Genomic DNA, 16,216 nt, shown 5'->3' with positions numbered 1-16,216 from the left:
ATATCCTCATCATTAAATATATAAAATAAATCTCTTTTGTCTTTTATGGAAATAAGTAATTCCGATTCCCAGCATAACCACTCCAATTCCGGCACAGCAGGCCATCTGAGCAACAGATGGCGTTTCTCCATACAGCAGAATCGTACGCAGTGTGTTCATATAATGGAATAACGGATTTAATAACATAATTCTCTGGAATAACGGTGAAAGTGAATCTATGGAATAAAAAATAGGTGTCAGATATCCCAATAAAGTAAGAAGTATTCCGTACAGATACTGTGTATCACGCATAAACACCTGCACTGCTGCCAGCATCAATCCAACACCCAATACAAAGCAAAAATATGTCAACAATAGTGCCGGAAGATATACCACATTAATAGTCAGTGGAATCCGATAATACGCCATTACAAGTACAACCGGTATAAAGCTCAGAATAAAGTTCAGGAAAGAAAACATCGTCTTGCTCAATGGAAATATATACTTAGGCACATATATCTTTTTGATCATCTGTCCAGCACCGGTAATCGTGGTAATAGATATCTGTGTTGCTTCACTAAAAAAATTAAACATAATCTGTCCTAAAATCAGGTAGACAGAGAAATTCTCGATATTAAACCTGAATATAAAAGAAAAGACAGCTGATAATACGATCATAGAAAGCAAGGGATTCAGTATTACCCACACAACACCAAGGTAGCTTCTTCTGTATTTTACTGCAAAATCTCTTCCCACCAGCTGTTTTAAAAGGAAACTATACTGATCAAAAATATGCACACATTCCCCTACACCAGTCTTATCTCCTTTGTTGTCCTTTTTTTCTTCAAAAAGGCACAGTGCAATAAACAATATAAGAATGACAACCATAACAATTGCAAATTGAATTTTAAAATATCCATTTCGCGTTTCAATCGGATTAAAATACAACGTATTTTCTACAGAACTGCCATTCACCTGTAATTCGCAGTCTTCCTGCAAGTCTCCCATCCACAAAGTCGCAGTCTGTCCGTCTGTATTATCCACTTCTTGGATTTCAATACTTAACTTCTCACCTCGTTTAACAGATACTTTTTCTGAAAATTCCACAGTATAATCTTCATTATCCTTAAGCTTTGACACGTCTGTATCTGCCTTAGCCAGTTCATTCCCTTTTTCATCTTTGAGAACTACCGTAATATTTCCATCTTTTAAAGTGTCACCATACGTTGCAAACCTAAGGACGACACCACTCATATAATCCCCATGAACAACAAAAGACTGACGAATCGTTACCCCTTCAGACAAATTCGGCGTAATCTGTGTGGTACTTACTTTTGCATAATTCTCTGCATAATCTATGATCCGTAAATTCTTGCTACCAATCGCAAAATAAATAACGCCTAACACAATTATTGCAGCCAGACCATAATATAAAATTTTTCTCCAGATGCTATTTTGTTTCATATATACTCCCTATATTACTTGCTATTTTTTTGAACACCATTTGCAATTACACGCAAAGGTTTTGTTACCTTCCAGGAAAGCGAATTCTGTAAATCGTCTTTTTGTTTTTGCAGACTTGTATTTATATTTTTCAGATCCTCACAATAATTCTGCAGATCAACTGTGGATTTTTGTAGATCATCTACATTCTTGTGCAATGCTACATTCTGAACAGCCAACATACTGTTTCTATTCTTCAATTCATTATTACTATTCTGTAATTTCGCATTCAGACCACATAATGCTTCTATTTCCTGTTTATTTTCTTCCGACCTCAGTTCATACTGGGCAACCAGTTCTTGCAGATCTTCAATATACTTTTGTCGATGTTCCAGTTCACCCATTAATTGATCATGTACTTTTATTTTTTCTTCATCTGTAAGACTGACAAATACTGTTTTCTTATAATTCTTATAATATTTTTTCAAGTCAAAATCATATTTTTCATGAAGAAGTTTCTCTCCCCAGGGCTTATTTAAAATATTTTCGATTCTCTGAAAACCGCAAAATACATTTCCTGCATTTTTTGATTCCTTAAAAAACAATAGTGCTTTTTCACATTCCAATTCCTCTGATGTGGATGATTCCTGATTCTTAAATTGCTCCCCGAAGCATCTGATAAAATCATCATCTGAAATACTATCAAGGAAATGATTCTTTATCAATAAATGAACATTTCCAAACGCATTCTGTGACTCTCTTCCTATCCCACTAACTTTAACTTCACTTATTTCCCAACGATAGCGAATCAGCGTTTCTTCCATAATGTATATCGGAAACTTTAAACTAATGCGCATCCATAGTTCCAGATCTTCAGCTGTAACATATGGCAAACCATAATAGCATCCAATAGCATCCCACATACTTTTACGAATCACTACTGACGGATGGCAAAGGCAATTCCCTGTGTAAAAGAAATACCTAACCCACTCTTCCTGTGTCTTATTTTCCACATTTTGATATAAATTATAAATATCCTTTTCTTTTTCTTCAATATGAGCACCATTTCCATCAATCAACGATATCTTGGTAAAACAAGCTGCAACCTCCTGATGCTCGTTCATGTATGTAATCTGCTTCTCCAGCTTATCTTTTTCCCATATATCGTCTGCGTCAATCCTTGCAATATATTCTCCAGATGCATACTTAAGTCCCTGATTCAGAGCATAACTGATATGCTTTCCCCTTTTTAAATATATTTTCTTTATACGATTATCTGTATATCTTTCAATTGATGTCTTTGAATAATCTGAGGAGCCGTCATCTACAATAATCAATTCAATATTGGCATATGTCTGACCTAAGACACTGTCAATGGCTTCTTCCAGATGCTTTTCTCCATTATAATTCGGTAATAAAACGCTGACTAATCCGGCATGCATATATAATATAACCTCCTGTGTACAATTTTCATTCAGCTAATCTCTCTCTTTTATAGCTAAATCACTAACTATATGAAGCTTTTACTTTACATTCGGCCATTCCAATTCTCGCAAACACCTATAACTCTTCTTATTTTTATATACCGCTAAAATATCCACATTATTCTAGCACATACCCATATAAAAAACAAGTACAGGGTCAAAACTCAAATATTGACCAATGCAAGGAGATCTTGACAAAAAAACCGATGGTGTGCAAATTAACCATAACCTGCCCCATCGGTTCACAAATTTGTTATTATTCATTATATCCATCTTTATATTTCACAGACTTTTATCCCTTGGCTATCTTATTCAGCTTTAAAATTGACAAAGGGAAGATTATACACCGGAAGATTTGATGCATTAGTTAAATTTGCCACTATTGGTCTCATATAACTCAATAACAGCGCAGGCGCATTAGAGTTCAATAATTTCTCTACAGTATCGTCATCTAAATCCTCCCATTTAAAATCAGAAGCCACTCTAACATGCATCTGAAATGGTGCATCGTCCGCTTTTTTATTTGTTTCAAGCTCCAATTCCACATTTGCCCGATTTTCCTTTCCTATTCTTCTGACATGAACATGAAAGGAATTTTGCATAACAAATTCCGTGTCATCCGGTATAAAATTAGGATTCCTCTTAAACGCAGCTTCTTTTAGGTACGGATTGATAAACTGAAATTTGCTTTTTTTCATTTCTCACCTCTGCTTATAATCTTTTTATGCTGCTTCCAAACTGTTTATACTCATATCTGATTCATTTACAACGTCATAATTACGCTTCATTTCTTCCTCAAAAGCTCGTTTCCAGAGATACATTTCCGCTTTTTCTTTATCACATCTGATATATGTGCCTTCTTTTGGAAGATCCAGACGATCAATGTCCTTCATTTGTACGCTTTCACTTTTTTCATTTCCGCATATGTCCATAATAATCTTCCAGCCCTTTTTTCTGCTAAGAAAAACTGATGCAATGTCCATTTTCTCTTCAATCAATAAATGAAGTAAGGCTATATTACACGGAACAATAACCCAAGATTGTTCATACCGAATGTCTATGCACAAGCAAAGATATATATTTGCATACTCATCACGGCATAAAAACAAAACCGGTTCCTGTTCAAATTCATAAAATACATATTCTAAATACAGATTTCCTATTTCCGTCACATTTTCAAAGTAACTTTTCTTCATCTTTTTTCTCTACCTCTATAAAATAAAATTGAGGTGCTCCACCTTTATATACCCACCAGTCAACGTGTGTATTATCTCTTTCTTCTCTTTCAGATGTAAGCTGGCTCGGCCCACAGCTCCCTTCCGTCACACCTTTTGCAATGAATGCACGGGGATGATGACGCATAAACACATCCAACGCATATTGTGCTTCCGAATATTGCATATTACAAGAAGTCGAATACGTACCTGGTGCTTTTAAATTTAATCTTTTCTTTGGAGGAATAAGGCCTCTTTGAATTTCCTCATATGTACTGATAAAACTCTCTCTGTCAAGTATTCCATTCTTTATCACTCTGTATACGTCTTTATTGTCCTCCCTGGCATCTTCAGGCAATATTTCAGTCTCGAAATTTTCAGGAAAGCAATCCGGAAATTCTTTCATTTTTCATCTCTTTTCAATTAACACCTAACATCTCAACTCTTCCCAAAGTATTTATTCTTATAGCTTATTGGTTTCATTTTACAGCTCGGCTTATTGAATATCAACTATTTTCCTGTAATTTATAAAGATTTAACTTTTCCCGTCTGTCTTTTACAACTATTCGGCAGCAAATATCCTGTGAGACATTTTGCCTCGTAACTGTGATGGTACTAAACAGTTACATTTTTTCTCTTTCATCCTGTCCTATATTATGCTATAAATGTGTTAGACTATTTTCTTTTCATATATGATGATGTTGCTGATTGATTACATGTCTGTTTAATTACATCTTCTATACTTTAGAAAATTTGTGCCGCCGCCTGGCGGCGGAATGGAGATTTTTATGAATATTGTATACATTGCCACAGATTCTTATGTTTCCATGCTTGGGATCTCCCTGTTCTCTTTGCTTGAAAACAATAAAAGTATGGAGCAACTAAGTATATATATCTTGTCCACAGATCTTAGCCAGACTAATCAAAACGTTTTGCGACAAGTGACAAATCCGTACCACCGTCAGCTGCATTTTGTGCAGATTGGTGATTATCAGAGTGCTTTTTCTGCTGATACAGACACTTCCGGCTTTCACCCCATTGTATTAGCCAGGCTGCTTCTCACCAGATACCTTCCACAGGAAGTGCATACTGTTCTTTATCTGGACTGTGATACTATTATCCATGGGTCTCTTGATGCTATGGAGCCCGCAGATTTTTGCAGGACTGATTATGCCTTTGCAGCAGTACCGGAAGTGTATATGCCTTCTGCTCAGAAGTCCTTTATTGGACTTGCAGAAAAAGATATTTATTATAACTGCGGAGTTCTTCTTATAAATATGGACTACTGGCGCAGACAGGAGCTCTGCCAGAATTTTGTAGACTACTATACACGAATGAACGGAAAGCTGATGTATAATGATCAGGATATTCTGAATCACTGCTGCCAGGGGCATATCCTCACCTTAAGCCAAACCTATAATTTTGCCCCGGTATTATATTATTTTCCATATTATTTTATCCGTAAATATCAGCCTGCATATAAAGTTTCCAGTCGTACAACATATAAAGAAATCATCCGACATCCTTCCATTATTCATTACCTAGGTGAAGAACGCCCCTGGGTACACGGCAATTTCAGTCCATATCGGAAGGTATATGATTCCTATAAAGCGCAGACGCCATGGAAAAACACTCCTATGATCTATGGAAAAGAAAAGGTATTGTTCTGTTATCATATTCTAAACCTGATTACTGCGATATTCCCCTGGTTCCGCAGGCTTTTCACAAAATGTATAGGAATCCGTTATTATCAGTTCACAAAAAAAGATTGAGTATAAGGAGTTGTTATGAACGATCCAAAGGTACACATTTTATTATCCACATATAATGGTTCCAATTATATTCTGGAACAACTGCACAGTATTTTTCAGCAAACCTACCAGAATTTCACTCTTTTTATCCGTGATGATGGATCCTCCGATAATACCCTGGCATTGATTGACCAATATAAAGAGCAGCATCCGGAATATGCCTCCAAAATCAATATACTGCCCAACCTTTCCAACTCAAACCTGGGCTATATGGAAAGCTTCTGGACTCTTCTTCAGAAGTGTGGCAATGCTGATATCTATTCCTTCTGTGACCAGGATGATGTCTGGCTTCCTGATAAGCTTATGCAGGGTGTCAAATTTCTTACTGCACATGATAACAGCCTGCCTCTCCTTTATTTTTCCAGCTTTTATCTTTGTAATGAAGATCTTTCTCAAAGATCACCTGCACCTCAGGTTTCCCTTCCTATCGGTTTTAAAGATGTACTTTTTTATACACCCGCTTTTGGGTTTTCTATTATGATCAATGAGTGCCTGAGAAATACTGCCCTGAAGATTTCTGACCGCAGGAATCTTCCTCATGATGGATGGATGCAGAAGTTGGCCGCGGCTTTCGGCAAAATCCTATATGACCCCACCCCAACTGCCTATTATCGCCGTCACGGTCTGGCTGTGACTACTGAAAATCAAAGCACAAGATCTTTGATCAGAAACTGGATTTCTCATGATATCCTGGGAAGTTCCATGTCTGAAACCCATTATGTTATCTCCCGTTTTTATCAGGAATATGCTTCTTCTGTATCAGAAGAGAATCAAAAAATCCTGAAATTATTCGGGACAGACCAAAAAGGACTTATCATCTGGTGGAAGCGTCTTACTTATAGACCTCATCTTCGTCCAACAGCTGGCGGTCGACTTGCCCTGAAGATCTGTTTTTTCCTGAACAGATACTAAAATATTAAGAAACATTGAGCGAACAAAAACCTTCAAATCACTGTGTGAATCATTTATCACTTTCAGTAATTTGAAGGTTTTCTTGATTTCCTTTATTCTGAATGTTTTTCCCGTACTAGGACAAGTTACTTTTCATAACTCTTATATCCAATCTTATAGAACCGCATCAAAAGCTTCACCACCGGTGCAGGCCAGAACTTCCCGAACATCTCCAGTTCTTCCCTGGTCTTCTCCTGATTCTTCAAACAGGCCTTTGTAGTGGCGCCATCGTGTATCCTGTAGTAGAACAATTCTTTAGGAATATAGGTAAATCTTCCCTTTTTCCTGGCGATCTGGACAAACACATCCCAGTCCAGTGCGTAATGATAGCCAGACTGGAAAATACTTTTCCCAAGTATGGCCTTATGATAGCATACAGACGGACAGCAGATCCCGTTTCCCAGTGACTGCACTCCCAGCTTGACCCAGCACTTATCTGCCAGACCCGAAATCCGTAGGGGCAGCTTCATGATCTGCTTGATCAGAAGACTTACATCCCACCGAACCTGCTGGTGCTGGTTAATAATGCGGTAATCCGTCATGGCGATCAGCGTATCCGGATGCTTCCCCAGATACTGATCCATATATTTCAGATAATCCCGATGATAAATATCATCCTGATGGGTAATGGTCACGTATTCTGTCTCAGCCTGGTCATAGGCATAATTCCAGTCATCCTGAAGGCTGCTGGTGCCTTCTCTCACGTAATATGGCAGGTGATATTTCTCTGCCAGATCACGGATGTAGTCACTGGGTGTGGATGTACATACGATCACCCTAGACTTTACCGACTGCTGTACTACAGACCGGATGCTTTTCTCAAGATATGGGGATTGCCCATATGCACATACTGCAAATGTATGACTGATCATAAGCCTCTAACCTGCCTTTTGTCTTGATTTCTCCACCTATTTGCATTTTGTCTTCACAAAAGCAACAATGTCATCATTTTTATCCATCACATTACTATCTGCTTCTAATTCTTCAATAGATTTCCAAGCATATTTCTTACCGTCCAGTTCAAAAATATCACCTTTCATGCATTCTGGTACATCATTCAATGCAAGACTGTACAGTATATGTTTATATTGCTTATACACTTGATCACTTTCAGAATATTTACAATGGAGAGCACTGGTAACGTATGATGTTGTAACTTGCATTTTAACCAAATCACTTGCATGCTTATCTATATTTTCCTTGTTTGGATCTTCTGTTCGGTAATATGGAAATAACCAGCATTTCCATCTCTCATCATAAACCTGCAAATACTTACCCGTCGGATTTGTAATAGCCAATAGAGAAAATTCATGATATTTTTCTGACAAATGTTCTGTAACCAACTGCGTTATTTTCAATAGGTCACTTTCAGACAAATCACCGATTTTCTTTTCCATTCGCCATTCATCCATTTGAATGATCCTGTCAATTCTTGCCCATGATTCTCTTGTCAATCCAGCTTCTTGCCAATCATCAATTCTAATACTGTACGGATTTTTCTTAGCTTTACTCGTAACCATCATGGCAAGAACAGCAATGGTATTTTTATCAATGACAATCGCTGGCCTGCGTTTTGATACTTTTATCTCCTGAAATGGGAACTGAGTCCACCATACTTCACCTAAATTATATTTTCCCATCTTTTTTCTCTCCTTGTTTATAAATCTCATCCCACTGATCTTCTTGCATCCACTCATCATCTAACGCTATATCATCTGCCTTCTCAGCACTTGCATATAGTCTGTCTCTATTTAATTCAATAAAACGCTTGAAATCATTTATCTCTTTTACCATTTTCATGAATGCTCCTTTCCTATCAATGTGACAATTGATAAATTTCCATTTTCTTATCAAAACAAGGCATATAAAATAGTTCTTGGCAGGCCATCTCACAGCGATTCGATTCCATATAATTATTTCTGCTTTTCTTTCTCAGGATGGCTTTCCTGATTCTCCCTCTATCTCTCCCTCACGTTCTTCCAGCTCGCGGGTGATCTCCTCATCGTCGTTCAGGCGGCGGTTTGCGGCCTTGGAGCGAAGCGCCACTTCAGCGGACAGGATAGAGATCTTCTCCTCCAGCTGGGACACGATAAGTGATAGGGTAAAGATCTTTTCTACCAGAAGGAAAATGATGATCACAAATACCAGGTTAGAGGGTGACATAAATCCAAGATGCTTGCTCAATTCAAAGCAGATTTCCGGAAAAATAGCAAGGATAAGCAATATCGCTGCAAAAAATATCCAGAAAATGGCATCTTCCATTTTGACCTTGAACTTCCGGATCTGCCGCAGGATCCAGATCACTGTAATCAATGCTGCCACTACCAGCAGCGCCCTTAATGTAATGGTCATGGTCTACTCTCCTTTCACCTTTTCCGTACCCACTGGAACAGCAGGATCGAGAAAAGCATTTTCATCATATACCACACGGAATTTTTGAAATTCAGGTAGCTGACTCCTGCAATACGTTCAGACATGTGTACCTGCACCTCACGGATATCAACTCCACAGTTCAACAGGTATGCCAGTGTATCCGGCTCCGGGCTGTAATGCATGTTGTAACCGAAATGCTTGATCATCTTCTTATTGAACAGGCGCATGCCGGAGGTCACATCCCCGATATACTTGCCGCCTGTGGTCAGCCAGATGGCTGTTGTAATGATCTGGCTGCCGATCATACGTGAGTTGATGGGCTTACGCTCTGTCTTGAATCTGGAACCGATCACGATATCACAGCCGGTCCGCTCCATCTCATCGATCATATCTGCAATATATGCCGGATCATGCTGTCCATCTCCATCCAGCTGCAGTACATAATCATAGCCGTAATAATTGGCATAGCGCATGCCGCTTTTCACAGCTCCGGAAAGCCCGGTATTAACCGGAAGATCCATGAAATTATAGCCTCTTCGGGCACAGATCTTACGTGTATCGTCGGTGGATCCGTCATTGATCACCACATAATCATACTGGGGATAATTCCGGATCAGATTGTCCACCACTGTTTCTATACATCCTGCCTCATTGTAGGCAGGAATGATAATGAGTATTTTCATAATTCTCCTTGCTGCTTAGCTGTCTTCGTATGTCTGTATTTTTCTTCGATCTTAAGAAGCTCCCTGGCTCTCGCCTCAAAGGAATACTGCTCCCGGATCAGCGGCCACTGCTTTGCCACCTTCTCTTTGATCTCATCATAATGTGTCTCCAGCTGCATGATGCAATCATCAAACTCTTCTTTATTATTATAGTAAAGAACTGCGTCCGGAAAGATCTCCTTCAGTTCTTCACAATAATCTGAGATCACAGGCAGTCCGCAGGCCAGCGCATCAAAAATACGGTTATTTACAAACTGGTAATCCAACATATCCTTCCAATGGTCATTCAAGGTAGCCTTTGCACTGCGGTACAGATCCGGGATCTGACTGTTCTCAATGGATGTATCCTGAACCATGCCCTTATTCTGTCCCAGCATAGCCTTCCAACCGCTGCCCCAGATCTTAAGGGGAAGCTGATTCTGGGCAGACCAGATCACGCATCGTCTGGCAACGCCTCTGGAATTGCCTATAAAAATATAGTCTCCCTTAGCCTGTACTGCGCTCTGGTCATCTCCGGACTCCTCCGCCGGATAAAACAGCTCTGTATCTGTACACTGAAGAAGCGGCAGTACCGGCACTTTTACCTTTTCCTGCAAACATTTGGCATAGTAATTAGAGCTTACACATACTACGTCATATAATTCATATTCCTCCGGAGTGATCATCTCCGGATGGCTGATATTCCACATAATGTACAAACATCTGGCATTCCTTCTGTCAGGTCTGTAGAAATGACAGCCTCTAAGCACCAGCACCACATCTGCGTCTTCCTCGCAGCCCCAGTCCTCCCTGGTGTCTACCACTGTATACACGCCAAGTCTGTCCAGATAACGCTTCAGAGTCACTGCATATGCGTAATCTCCCCAGCGTACCTTTACCGGTCCTTCCGGCGCCGGGCACTTGATCACCCACAACGGCCTGCCTGCAGCTTCTGTGCGAAGCTGGGCATTACGCACCGGCCAGTCATCCCTGCGTCTGAACTCTTGCTCAATAAAAGCCTTCAGCTCTTCGATCGCTTTTGTCTGGGCAAGAGATGCTTTCTGAAGATCTCCGATCACCTTGCTCTGACGTTTATTTTCTTTTTCCATATCGCCAAGCTTCTTATCCAGGTAAGTCCTCGGCACCGGAACAATCCTTCTCAGCTTGTTCTTAATGGAAGCCCAAATCCCCATAATGCTACTCCTTTAACACTTTATAGGTCACATTATACCCAATCCGGCTCTTTAGTGCAATGCTTTTCACCTTTCAGGCCTGTGTCACCATATCAGCAGCAAAAAGTGCGGCTCCAAGTGCACCGCAAAGCTGTGCCTGTTCGCTGATCACAAGCTTTGTGCCCAGCCGTTCTTCCAGGGTTTTTACAAGGCCCTGATTCCTGGAAACACCGCCAGTCATCATATATTTTTCTTCTCCGCCTACCCGCTTTACAAGGGCTGCTGTCTTGGCAGCCACTGCCTTATTAAGGCCATGGACTATATCATCTGTTTCTTTATTCTGGGCGATCAGGGAAACCACCTCTGATTCGGCAAAAACCGTACACATACTGGAAATAGTAATGTCTTCTTTATATTGGATGCCGCAATTTCCAAGCTGATCCAGGCTCATCTCCATAGTTCTGGCCATCATCTCAAGAAAACGGCCGGTTCCGGCAGCGCATTTATCATTCATAACAAAATTCACTACATTCCCCTGCTCGTCCAGTCGGATCACCTTGCTGTCCTGTCCTCCGATATCCACCACAGTACGCACAGAAGTATCCAGGTAATGGGCTCCTCTTGCATGGCAGGTGATCTCTGTAATACTTTTATCTCCATCCTGGATGGCTGTCCGCCCATATCCGGTAGTAACCAGGGCATCAATATCTTCTCTTGTAAGCCCAGCATCCTTCAGGGCCTCCTCCAGGGCACGTTCTGCACCAATGGCAGCCCCTGCGCCGGTAGGCAGGATGATCCCGGCTACGATTTGTCTGTTTTTATCCAGGATCACCACATCTGTACTGGTGGATCCGCTGTCAATGCCTGCAAAATAACCTTTTCCCATTTTCCGTTCCTGTCCTTTCCGTTCATCCTGCACCAGGCTTTCTGCAAATGCCTCCAGTCTGGTAAGAAGCTGTCCGCTGCTCTGTATAGTATAATCCGACTCGATCTTCAACAAAGGCACTGCTGCATGCTGCTTAAGTTCTGCATATTCAAAGCTGTAAAAATCACAGAATTTTACTGTATGGTATATGATTCCTTTCAGACCCGGATCCTGGTACAGCTGTTTCCGGCCTGTATGATCCATCATACGCATACATGGCATCTGACCCAGAAGTTCTCCTGCATACCAGTCCATCAGCTTATCAAAATCCTTCTCTTTGGGAGGCTTTGCCTCTCCTACAGAACGATTATTTACACAGGAATCGTTCTCTACCGGATATGGCATGGATTTCTGTACCATTTCATATAGTTCCTTGCCCATTCTGGCACCCATAACGCTTAAATGGGCTCCTTTTTCTTTCACCGGCGGTACAAATGCCTTTGCAAATGCTTCCCTGCAAAACATCTGCAGATAATCCTGTCCTTTATATTCTGCATATGCCTTTGCCAGGCCTTTCAGCTGAAGAGCAGTCCTCTCCCGGCTGCAGCAGCCTTCCCCATGCAGCATGTCTACCATATAAAGGAAATCCAGCTTTCCCATGTCTTCCAGCACATCATAAACACTGCGGATGGTATCACAGCAGTTCACAAGAACCAGCTCCTTCACCTGTCCTTCCATAACAGCTTCCAGCACAGCTTTCCCAAAGCCGCAGATATTAGGATGGACCATCTGCTCTGCAAGTTCAAAATTCCCCGGCATTCCATTCAGATTTTCGCAGCTGGCTCCCATTGCAGCCAGCAGTTCTATTGGTGTATATTTGCACACATAATATATTTTGTTATTATTCATCATGTCCTCACTTATTATGCCTGAAGCATTTCCAGAAAAGCACCAAGTCTGGTTGCTGTCTGGCCTTCCCCTCCATGGCTTCTGTCACAACCGTCACCATCCAGGATCAATAACGGGATTCCCTGCTCCTCAAACTTCTTTTTTGCGATCCTGGACGCTCCCAGCGTGTGCTTGCAGCCCCAGTGTCCAAACCACACAGCACCATCTGCCCCTGCTCTTTTCGCATTTTTAATCCCATTTTCGATCCTGCGGGAAGCACTTCCGTTCAATGCATGGTAAACCATCCTTGCAGCCATTGCTTCATAAGGCTTCTGGGGATCAAAATCGTATTCATCAAGATCAAAGGTATGTGCCAGCTCGCAGCCTACGATCTGGGCTTTTTCCTGAAACATCAGCTCTTTTTTTACTGCATCAGACCAAAAAGGAATGGTATGCATCCAGTAGATCTTCTTTCCTTTTGCAGGGCCTGCCTGTAAAACATCCTTTAGCAGCCGAGCGGTATATCCCTCTTCCTCTTTTGTTCCAAGAAGAATGTTGTTGGTCATGCCTTCATACAGGGGCGTCACCAGATCCGTAGGAATACACCTGTCTTTTCTAAGAGACTGAAACCTGGAAATATTCTCCAGAGTGCGTCTGCTTATGCAAAGCCGCTCCTTCAGGCTGTCTTCATTAATGGGATGGCCTGTACACTTTTCTAGGAAAGCGGCCAGTTCCTCCAATTGTTCTGCCACATACTTTACATTGTCATGGCTCTGCCCAAAGGGCACATCAATGGCAAAGACCGGAACCTGATACAGATCTGCCAGATAACGGAAGGTAAGAAGGTTTGCATCACATACCAGATTGGTATAAACGATACACTTCGGCCTGGGAAGGATCCCCCGGTCTGCTGCCCCGATAAAGGTTTTATGGTAGCTGCAAAGGGTCTCGGAAATCCCCTGATCCTCTGCCTGCTGAAGGCAGGCACGCTCTGCTGCAGAGGCTGTAAGGTAGCAGGAAAAAGCTTCCACATTGTATGGGCTAAGTCCCACCTCATGAAGCAGCTCACAGGGTGTGAAAATGCTGACGACAGAACATTTTTCCGGTCTTTTTAAGGGTGCCAGCATGGTGTTCATCATCAGGTGGGCCAGATATCTGTGCGCAGGGATCAGCCTTTTATCCGGTGCAAAACGAAATTTCAGATTCTGGGCAGACCAGCCGGTTTTCAAAAGCCATCTGGCCTTTGCAGGATCCTCATTTCCAAATTTCTCTATATATTTTCCGTATGTCTCAATAATCTGCATCTTAATCTAGTCTCCAATAATCAATCTTGTCGCCAAAAAGAGGACTATTTTGGCAAATAGTCCTCCTTCGGCATTTATTCTTCTATTAATTTATAAACTCTCACAATCTCGCCAACGCTCCAGGCCTGTGCGTAACAGCCTCTGGATGCCACCGGCTTCTCCCCGTCATAAATCTCTGCCAGATGAAACAGGCAGCCTTCTGTAAGCCATCCTTCCAAAAGAGTCAGATCCTGCCGGATCTCCTCTTTTGCCGTCTCCTGGTCTTCTGCACAGGCAAGCACAGCCCTGTAATACGCTCCTAATGGGAAGGTCCACACCGTTCCCTGATGGTAGGCTCTGTCCCGCTCCGGCTGACTGCCGCCATATACCGGATGAAATGCCGGATCTGCCGGATCCAGGGTACGAAGACCAACCGGCGTATACAGTCTTTCCCGTACAGCCGCAAGCAGTCGTCTGCCTTGCTCTTTGGAAAGCATAGTATAAGGCATGGATAAGGCAAATACCTGATTGCAGCGGAACTGTTCTTCCTCTGCTGTGCCATTTACCACATCCTTCAGCCAGCCCTTGTCTTCCATCCAGAAGTTCTCCAGAAAGCTTTTCTTTACTGTGCTGGCCAGCTTCTGATAATCCCTGGCCTCCTGACCTACAAGCGATGACAACTCCTCCAGGATCTTCAGTGCATTATACCAGTATGCATTGATCTCCACCGCCTTACCATGGCGCGGCGTAGGAAGCTCATCATTAATCCGCACATCCATCCAGGTCAGCTGCTCTTTGCCCGCACCGGCCATAACCAGGCAGTCCCAGTCCATATGGATATGATAATCTGTGCCTCTGCAATACCAGTATACGATATCTGCCATCACAGGATAGGCTTCTTTAAGAAATTCCTCATCATTGGTGGCTTTATAATATTCATACACACCATTGATAAATAAAAGCGGTGCATCTACCGTATTATAAAAGGGATCTTTATCGCCTTCAGGAAATAGGTTGGGCATCAGCCCCTTCCTGCAATACATCATAAAGGTTTTCAGGATGCTTTTGCACTCCTCATACAGTCCAAGTGCCAGTGTGCACCCGGAAAGTGCGATCATGGTATCTCTTCCCCAGTCCTCAAAATATGGGAAACCTGCCAGGATCGTCTTGCCGTCTGTGGACTCTCTGTGTGCCAGGTACTGAAAAGCACTTGCTGCAAGCGTCTGTCCTGCAGTGCTTTTCAGGCCACTGTGCCGAATCAGTGCCTGTCTGTCCTCCTTAGCGTGCCGGATCCATCCGGAAATAGTATTTGCGTCGCATTCATCCACTCTCCGGTCCAGACTGTAGATCAGATAAAACTCCCTGGAATAATCGTCCATCTTAAAACAGATCTCATGATTCTGCAGGGCTGTCCCTACCGAATCACGACCATCTCTGGCATCCTGATCATAGTACAGATCCTGAGAAAATGCAATTTCTTTTTTTACAAGGGTACCATTATGCTTCTGATGAAGCACCAGGCCATTCCCTGCAATATAATTCTCTTCTACTGTAAATACCTGGTCTTTTGCAGGATTTTTACCTTTTGGAACAAAGGCCAGAAGCGGAGACACATGAAGGATCACTTCTTTTGCTATTTTCTGGGAAAGCTGATACCTGAGGGCAATGGTATTCTCCCCCTGAAGCATAAACAGCTCCTTTTTTACAGATACGTCTCCCACCTGATAATGCCAGGTAGGAAACATCTCCATCTCAAAGGCTTCCAGATAACGAAAGCCCTCCTGATTCTTTGTCCGGTTTACATATTCCTGGGAGAAAAGCCCGGTATTTTTCCCCTGGATCTCCAGATATTCCTCTACATTGGAGATCAGACGTGCCCGCTTATTAGGCGCCTTCTCTGCTGCCATAAACAGTGCATGGTCATTCCTTGCTGTATCTCCGATCACAGTCAGGGAAGAATAACCACCCAGTCCATTAGTCAAAAGAAAACATCGTTCCTGGCCTCTTCTGAAATCCTGCCAGTGAAACCTGCACAGACTTACTTTCATAGCT

The 16,216-nt window shown here is 41.9% G+C and carries 16 protein-coding genes; 2 read left to right on the top strand and 14 right to left on the bottom strand.

Annotation, left to right across the window (positions count from 1 at the left end):
* Positions 1 to 12: 12 nt before the first annotated feature.
* The 5 genes from AB5916_RS12030 to AB5916_RS12010 all read right to left on the bottom strand — a co-directional run bounded on the left by AB5916_RS12030 (position 13) and on the right by AB5916_RS12010 (position 4,526).
* A complete protein-coding gene (locus tag AB5916_RS12030) occupies positions 13 to 1,443 on the bottom strand; it encodes an ABC transporter permease (protein ID WP_368191067.1) in 1,431 nt (476 codons plus the stop codon).
* A gap of 14 nt (positions 1,444 to 1,457) precedes the next feature.
* Positions 1,458 to 2,864: a glycosyltransferase gene (locus AB5916_RS12025; RefSeq protein ID WP_368191065.1), complete on the bottom strand. Its 1,407-nt coding sequence runs from the start codon at positions 2,862 to 2,864 to the stop codon at positions 1,458 to 1,460.
* A 350-nt stretch (positions 2,865 to 3,214) separates the two neighbouring features.
* Positions 3,215 to 3,604: a protein-export chaperone SecB gene (locus AB5916_RS12020; RefSeq protein ID WP_368191063.1), complete on the bottom strand. Its 390-nt coding sequence runs from the start codon at positions 3,602 to 3,604 to the stop codon at positions 3,215 to 3,217.
* Positions 3,605 to 3,628: 24 nt separating this feature from the next.
* Positions 3,629 to 4,102, bottom strand: a complete 474-nt coding sequence (locus AB5916_RS12015) for a DUF6575 domain-containing protein (RefSeq protein WP_368191060.1) — start codon at positions 4,100 to 4,102, stop codon at positions 3,629 to 3,631.
* The gene (locus tag AB5916_RS12010; RefSeq protein WP_368191059.1) at positions 4,083 to 4,526 is read right to left on the bottom strand and encodes a hypothetical protein; all 444 of its coding nucleotides are present in this window, start codon (positions 4,524 to 4,526) and stop codon (positions 4,083 to 4,085) included. Before AB5916_RS12010 ends, AB5916_RS12015 begins: the two co-directional genes overlap by 20 nt.
* 382 nt (positions 4,527 to 4,908) lie before the next feature.
* Here AB5916_RS12010 and AB5916_RS12005 point away from each other — a divergent pair, with 382 nt between their 5' ends.
* Both AB5916_RS12005 and AB5916_RS12000 read left to right on the top strand, forming a co-directional pair.
* Positions 4,909 to 5,892 (top strand): glycosyltransferase family 8 protein, encoded by a 984-nt coding sequence (locus AB5916_RS12005; protein WP_368191057.1) that lies wholly within the window; start codon positions 4,909 to 4,911, stop codon positions 5,890 to 5,892.
* A gap of 15 nt (positions 5,893 to 5,907) precedes the next feature.
* Complete coding sequence (locus AB5916_RS12000) at positions 5,908 to 6,843, top strand: glycosyltransferase (protein WP_368191055.1); 936 nt, start codon at positions 5,908 to 5,910, stop codon at positions 6,841 to 6,843.
* Positions 6,844 to 6,968: 125 nt separating this feature from the next.
* On the opposite strand, the gene AB5916_RS11995 is transcribed toward AB5916_RS12000, so the two are convergent.
* The 9 genes from AB5916_RS11995 to AB5916_RS11955 form a co-directional block, all read right to left on the bottom strand.
* Positions 6,969 to 7,754, bottom strand: a complete 786-nt coding sequence (locus tag AB5916_RS11995; protein ID WP_368191053.1) for a glycosyltransferase — start codon at positions 7,752 to 7,754, stop codon at positions 6,969 to 6,971.
* A 36-nt stretch (positions 7,755 to 7,790) separates the two neighbouring features.
* On the bottom strand, positions 7,791 to 8,522 hold the full coding sequence (locus AB5916_RS11990; protein WP_368191052.1) for a type II toxin-antitoxin system PemK/MazF family toxin: 732 nt from the start codon (positions 8,520 to 8,522) through the stop codon (positions 7,791 to 7,793).
* Positions 8,509 to 8,682: a hypothetical protein gene (locus AB5916_RS11985; RefSeq protein WP_173727103.1), complete on the bottom strand. Its 174-nt coding sequence runs from the start codon at positions 8,680 to 8,682 to the stop codon at positions 8,509 to 8,511. The genes AB5916_RS11990 and AB5916_RS11985 overlap by 14 nt, the downstream gene beginning before the upstream one ends.
* 132 nt (positions 8,683 to 8,814) lie before the next feature.
* Positions 8,815 to 9,234 carry a DUF2304 domain-containing protein gene (locus AB5916_RS11980; protein WP_368191051.1) on the bottom strand — a complete coding sequence of 140 codons (420 nt, stop codon included), beginning with the start codon at positions 9,232 to 9,234 and terminating at the stop codon, positions 8,815 to 8,817.
* Positions 9,235 to 9,248: 14 nt separating this feature from the next.
* Positions 9,249 to 9,941, bottom strand: coding sequence for a glycosyltransferase family 2 protein (locus AB5916_RS11975; RefSeq protein ID WP_368191110.1), 693 nt, complete (start codon positions 9,939 to 9,941; stop codon positions 9,249 to 9,251).
* Positions 9,935 to 11,149 carry a glycosyltransferase gene (locus AB5916_RS11970; protein WP_368191049.1) on the bottom strand — a complete coding sequence of 405 codons (1,215 nt, stop codon included), beginning with the start codon at positions 11,147 to 11,149 and terminating at the stop codon, positions 9,935 to 9,937. Before AB5916_RS11970 ends, AB5916_RS11975 begins: the two co-directional genes overlap by 7 nt.
* Before the next feature lie 73 nt (positions 11,150 to 11,222).
* Positions 11,223 to 12,905, bottom strand: a complete 1,683-nt coding sequence (locus AB5916_RS11965; RefSeq protein ID WP_368191047.1) for an acyl-CoA dehydratase activase — start codon at positions 12,903 to 12,905, stop codon at positions 11,223 to 11,225.
* A gap of 11 nt (positions 12,906 to 12,916) precedes the next feature.
* Entirely contained in the window at positions 12,917 to 14,185 is a 1,269-nt protein-coding gene (locus AB5916_RS11960) for a 2-hydroxyacyl-CoA dehydratase subunit D (RefSeq protein ID WP_368191046.1), read from the bottom strand.
* A 74-nt stretch (positions 14,186 to 14,259) separates the two neighbouring features.
* A complete protein-coding gene (locus tag AB5916_RS11955) occupies positions 14,260 to 16,212 on the bottom strand; it encodes an amylo-alpha-1,6-glucosidase (protein ID WP_368191044.1) in 1,953 nt (650 codons plus the stop codon).
* Positions 16,213 to 16,216 lie beyond the last annotated feature (4 nt).

Source organism: Blautia sp. 1033sp1_1033st1_G9_1033SCRN_220408, from assembly GCF_040929965.1.
GTDB lineage: Bacteria > Bacillota > Clostridia > Lachnospirales > Lachnospiraceae > Blautia_A > Blautia_A ammoniilytica.
Note: the sequence above shows the minus strand (reverse complement) of the source record. Positions and strands in the feature narration are given on the sequence as shown.